The sequence below is a fragment of the Streptomyces sp. NPDC059564 genome, assembly GCF_042735575.1.
Taxonomy (GTDB): domain Bacteria; phylum Actinomycetota; class Actinomycetes; order Streptomycetales; family Streptomycetaceae; genus Streptomyces.
In genome coordinates this window covers 1-5265 of the sequence record NZ_JBHWBP010000458.1, presented here as the reverse complement: position 1 = coordinate 5265, position 5265 = coordinate 1, and the positions used below count along the sequence as shown (strand labels likewise).

The following is a 5265-nucleotide window of genomic DNA, read 5'->3' as shown; positions in this document are numbered from 1 at the left end:
AGGCAGCCCCAGTTCCAGGAAGCTCGCCCGGGTGTCGACGTACTCCGGGTCGTCGATCGCGAGCAGCGCCGCGACCGTGGCCCGGACCAGCGACACCAGCGCCGCCTGCCGCTCCGCGGGCTCCGCCGCCGCCAGCGCCGCCACGTCCAGCGGCCCGGCGGCGGCCGCCGCCTCGGCCGCCCGTACCGTGTCCGACGCCTCGACGGGCCGGTCCGGCAGCCGGGTGAAGCCCATCCCGGTCAGCTCCGCCACGGGGCGGCCGGCCCCGTCGGGCCCGTCCTCCAGCAGCACCAGGTCCAGCGTGAACGCCGGGCCGCCGCCCGCCCCGGAGGCCTCCGGGTCCGCGGCGCGCGTCACCCGCGCCGCCGAGCGCAGCGCCTCGCCGCGCGGCTTCTTGAAGACCCGCAGCCGCCCCACGCTCGTGGCCACGTACCGGCGGCCGTCGTCGGTGAGCGCCGCCAGGGCGTGCGTCGCCCCGTCCAGCAGCGGCGGCGGCAGCAGCTCGGCGCGCGAGACGTCCCCGCCCGACAGCTCCGTCACCGCGAAGTTCGGCCCGTACGCCGTCACCGACCGGGCCCGCAGGAACTGCGGCCCGTACTCCAGACCGGCCTCGGCGTACGCCGCCCGCACCTGCCCGGCGTCCATCACCCGCGACGGGCGGACCGTGGCCGCCGCGCCCAGCAGCCCCAGCAGACCCTGCCCGTCCGGCGACGGGCCGCCGCCGTCCGGGGCGGGCGCGGCGGCGACCGAAGCCGTGGCGTGCAGCCGTTCCACGCCGTCGCCGGCGTTCTCGGCGACGGCCCGGCTGGAGATCTCCACCGACAGGGCGCCGTCCGGCGCGGTCCGCACCCGGGTCACCAGCAGCACCGGCCGGTCCGACAGGAACAGCGCCTCGTGGAAGCGGACGTCCTGGACCGCCCGGCCGGTGTCCCCGTGGACCTCGTCCTGCACGGCGAGCAGCACTTCGAGGTAGGCCGTCGCGGGCAGGAAGGCCTGCCCGCCGATCGTGTGGTCGGCTAGGTACGCGGGGGCCCCGGCGCTGATGCGCGCCGTGAACTCCCGTATCCCGCCGGTGACTTCGCCCTCCCTGCCGAGCAGCGGGTGGAGGCCCTCGGCGGAGCCGCCGCGCGCCGCCGGGCGGGCGGGCAGCCGGTAGCCGCGCCGGTCGAAGGCGTACGGCGGCAGCGCGATCCGCCGCCCCGGCCCGCCCGCGTGGACCTCGCCCCAGGCGATGTTCAGGCCCGCCGTGTACGCGCCCGCGAGCGCGGCGTCCAGGGGGGCGGCCGTGGCGTCCTTGCGGCGCAGGCAGCTCAGCCAGCGGTGCTGGTCCTGCGGCAGGCTCCGGCGGGCCAGCGAGGTCAGCGCCGTGGACGGGCCCACCTCCAGGAACACGTGCCGGCCGCGCTCGGCGATGGTGCGCACCCCGGCCGCGAACTCCACCGTCTCGTTGACGTGCCGCACCCAGTACGCGGGCGTCGCCAGCTCCCGCGGGTCGGCGATCCGCCCCGTCAGGTTCGATACGAGGGGCAGCCGCGGCTCCTGGAAGGAGATCCCCCGCAGCACCTCGGCCAGCGGCTCGGACACCTCGGCCATCAGCGGCGAGTGGAACGCGGCGCTCACGTGCAGCGGCGTCACCGTCCAGCCCCGCCCGCGCAGCTCCTCGACCGCCTCGGCCAGGGACCGCTCCCCGCCCGAGATCACGCACTGCTCGGGCGCGTTGACGGCGGCGACGGCCAGGTCCGGCCACTTCGCCAGCGGCGGCCGCACCTCGTCGGCGGGCGCTGCGACCGCCGCCATCGAGCCCGGCACGGACACCGACTCGATCAGGCGCGAGCGTGCGGCGAGGAACGCCACCCCGTCGGCGAGGGAGAACAGCCCGGCGACCGTCGCCGCGACGATCTCGCCGACGCTGTGCCCGATCAGCACGCTCGGCCGCACCCCCCACGACAGCCACAGCCGGGCCAGCGCGTACTCCAGGGTGAACAGCGCCGCGTGCGTGAAGGACGTACGGGCCAGGGTCTCCTCGGCGTCCGGCACGTCACCGAACATCACCGCCGACACCGACCGGCCCAGCAGCGGCGCGAACAGCGCGTCGCACTCGTCCACGCAGCGCGTGAAGACGGCGTGCCGCCCGTACAGGGCCCGGCCCATGCCCACGTACTGCGAACCGGACCCGGTGAACAGGAACGCCACCTTGCGGAACGCGTCGGGCTTCTCCTCACCGCGCGGCGGCGCGCTCCACCGCTCCAGGTGGGCCGCCAGCCCGGCGGTGGAGGCCACGGCCGCGGCGGCGCGGAAGCGGAAGTGCGAGCGGTCCGTGGCGCGGGTGCGGCACAGGTCGGCGAGGGAGGTGTCCGGGTGGGCGGCGAGGAACCGCGCGTGACGCTCGGCCTGGAGCCGCAGGGCCGGCCGGGACTTGGCGGACAGCGTGAAGACCTGCCCGTCCGGCCCGGCGGCGTCGTCGTCGGCGGCGGGAGCCGCGTGCCCGGCGGCCCCGGCGCGCGCGGTGGTGTCGCTGCCGAGCGCCCGCGCGCCCGTGTCCGGGGCGGGGGGCTCCTCCAGTACCGCCACCGCGATGGCCCCGGCGACCCCGAAGCCGTTGACGGTGGCCCGGCGCACGGGGGCGTCCCAGGGCCGCTCGTCCTTCGCCACCTCGATCGGATACGTGTCCCACGGGATCCGCCCGGACAGGTTGCGCCACACGTGCGGGAAGAAGGTCTTCGCCCGCATCTGGGTGATCACCTTGATCACCCCGCCCAGCCCGGCGGCCGGCTCCATGTGCCCGATGTTGGCCTTCAGCGAGCCGATGGTCAGCGGGTTCTCCCGGTCGTGCGAGGCACCGAACACCCCGTTCACCGAACCGAGCTCGATCGGGTCGCCCAGCGGGGTCCCCGTCCCGTGCGCCTCCACGTACTGGATGTCGCCCGGTTCGAGGCGCGCGTTGGCCAGCGCCGCCCGCATCACGGCCTCCTGCGCCGTCCCGTTCGGCGCGCTCAGGCCCGCGCTCTCGCCGTCCTGCCCGATCGCGGTCCCCCGTACGAGGGCCAGGATCCGGTCACCGTCGACCAGCGCGTCCGACAGCCGCTTGAGCACCAGCGCCCCGCAGCCCTCGGCGCGCGCGTAGCCGTCCGCGCTCTCGTCGAAGGTCTTGCAGTGCCCGTCCGGGGCCAGCATCTGGCCGTGCGAGAGGATCACGAACGAACGCGGGTTGTGCAGCGCGTTCACCGCCGCGCACAGCGCGATCCCGCACTCGCGGCGCCGCAGCCCCTCGACCGCCAGGTGCAGGGCGGTCAGCGAGGCCGCGCACGCCGTGTCCGTCGTCAGGCTCGGGCCGCGCCAGCCCAGGAAGTACGAGAGCCGCCCCGACATGGAGTAGCCGCCGAGCCCCGTCGTCAGGCTCCCGTCCAGCTGCTCGTCCGACAACCCCTCCAGCTCCAGCGCGAAGTCCAGCGGGGAGGCCCCCACGTAGACGCCGCCGTCACCGTGCCGAAGGCCGGCCGGGTCGATGCCGGCGTCCTCCAGCGCCTCCCACACCGTCTCCATCAGCAGCCGCTGGCCCGGGTCGATGAAGGGCGCCTGCTTGGGCGGAATGTTGAAGAACTGCGCGTCGAACTCGTCTATACGGTCGAGAAAGCCGCCCGCGGCCGCGGTGATGTCACCGTCGGCCACCTCCGGAACCCATCGGTCCCGGGGAAGCGGAACAATACCGGAACGCCCGTCCCGCAAAAAGGAATCGAGATCGGAAATCGAATGGTTGCCGCCAGGGAGACGCATTCCCACGCCGACCACCGCGATCGGCTCGTGCTTCTCCAGGAGGAACTGCCCGAGCGCCCGGTTCTGCCGGCCGACCGTCTCCTCGGCCGCTTCGAGCCTTTCTTTGATTTCCCTGACCGCATCGAATTCCCGCGCGCCCGGCGTGTCCGGCGTTTCCGGCATGGTGGCGGCCTTCCTCTCAGTTGGCGTCGAAGATGTCGGCCAGCACGTCCGAGGCCAGATAGTCGGTGAGCCGCTCGACGGTGGGCTGGTTGAACAGGGCCGTGCTGCTGATGCCCCGCCCCAGCTGCTCCTCCAGGCGCTGCTTGACCTGCGTCAGCAGCAGGGAGGTCATCCCGAGCTCGAAGAAGCTGTCCTCCACGGGCAGCTCCTCGTCGGCGGGCATGAGCAGTGCCGTCTTGAATTCCGCCACGACGATTTCTTCCAGAACCGTCCGGCGTTCCGATCGGGGCGAGGACACTAATTGTTCTGTCATACCGGTCGAGTGAAGCACAGGGCTCGTGACGACCGGCTGACGTCGACCTGACCCGCCCGGCCCGTCAGTTCAGCGTCAGCAGAGCTGTGGGAGGCTCGGCCCGCAGGAGCGGTCGAAGAGCGGTGTGGAGGAGTTCACAATGCAGACCCAGGCACGGGAAGAACTGCGGGCCAACGGATATTCGTTGCTGCCGGCCGACCGGCTCGTCCTCGACGCGGAATTGCGGCAGCACGTCAAGGAATTGGCCGCCGAGTGGGAGAACCTGGAGACGGACCAGTACCTGAAGGGCGGCTCCCGCTTCCGCGAGCGCCGCTACGACCGGTTCTTCTTCGTGCCGCGCACCGGCGAGGTCCGGCTGCGCCCGCACCGCCCCTACTTCCAGTCGATGAACGCCAACGACTACGCCGGCGGCATCGACCGCGACGTGGCCCCGCTGAGCCGGACCACCCTGGACAACCCGCTCCTGACGCGGCTGCTGCGGTCCAACTTCGAGCGGTTCCCGGCCACCGAGGACGGCTGGCTCGACGACCCGTGGGACGTCCAGTGCCACCAGTTCCGCATCATCAGCACCCCCGACGAGACGGGCGAGCCGACCCCCGAGGGGCCGCACCGCGACGAGGTCGACTTCGGCGCGATCCACCTGATGGGCCGCTTCAACGCGCAGGGCGGGGAGTCGCAGGTCTACAGCCTGGAGAAGGAACTCGTCGCCGAGTTCACCCTCACCGAGCAGATGGACACCATGTTCTGGTCCGACGGCCAGATCCTGCACGCCGTACGCCCGATCTTCCCGCAGGACACGTCGAAGGCGGCCGTACGCGACGTGCTGATCTTCGGCTACAAGCACACGCCGGAGCTGGTGCGCGAAGAGCCGGCCCACTGACATGGCGACCGGAACCGAAGTACGCCGCGTCGATCGCGTGGTCATCCGTTTCGCGGGTGACTCCGGTGACGGTATGCAGCTGACGGGTGACCGTTTCACGTCGGAGACGGCGTCGTTCGGGAACGACCTGTCGACG

Annotated in this window: 3 protein-coding genes; 1 reads left to right on the top strand and 2 read right to left on the bottom strand. The window is 73.1% G+C overall.

Translation table 11 applies throughout. The features are described 5' to 3' along the window. The coding region (locus ACFV0Q_RS38120; protein WP_385012212.1) for a type I polyketide synthase at positions 1–3936 on the bottom strand (3936 nt) is incomplete at its 3' end. 16 nt (positions 3937–3952) lie between these two features. After that, positions 3953–4186 carry an acyl carrier protein gene (locus ACFV0Q_RS38115; RefSeq protein WP_385012209.1) on the bottom strand — a complete coding sequence of 78 codons (234 nt, stop codon included), beginning with the start codon at positions 4184–4186 and terminating at the stop codon, positions 3953–3955. A gap of 202 nt (positions 4187–4388) precedes the next feature. Between ACFV0Q_RS38115 and ACFV0Q_RS38110 the strand changes: the two genes are divergently transcribed. Then, a complete protein-coding gene (locus ACFV0Q_RS38110) occupies positions 4389–5129 on the top strand; it encodes a 2OG-Fe dioxygenase family protein (protein WP_385012206.1) in 741 nt (246 codons plus the stop codon). Positions 5130–5265: the final 136 nt, after the last annotated feature.

What these genes read in the sequence shown, in the direction of transcription:
- ACFV0Q_RS38110 (WP_385012206.1), top strand. Translation starts at nt 4,389, where the DNA reads ATGCAGACCCAGGCACGGGAAGAACTGCGGGCCAACGGATATTCGTTG.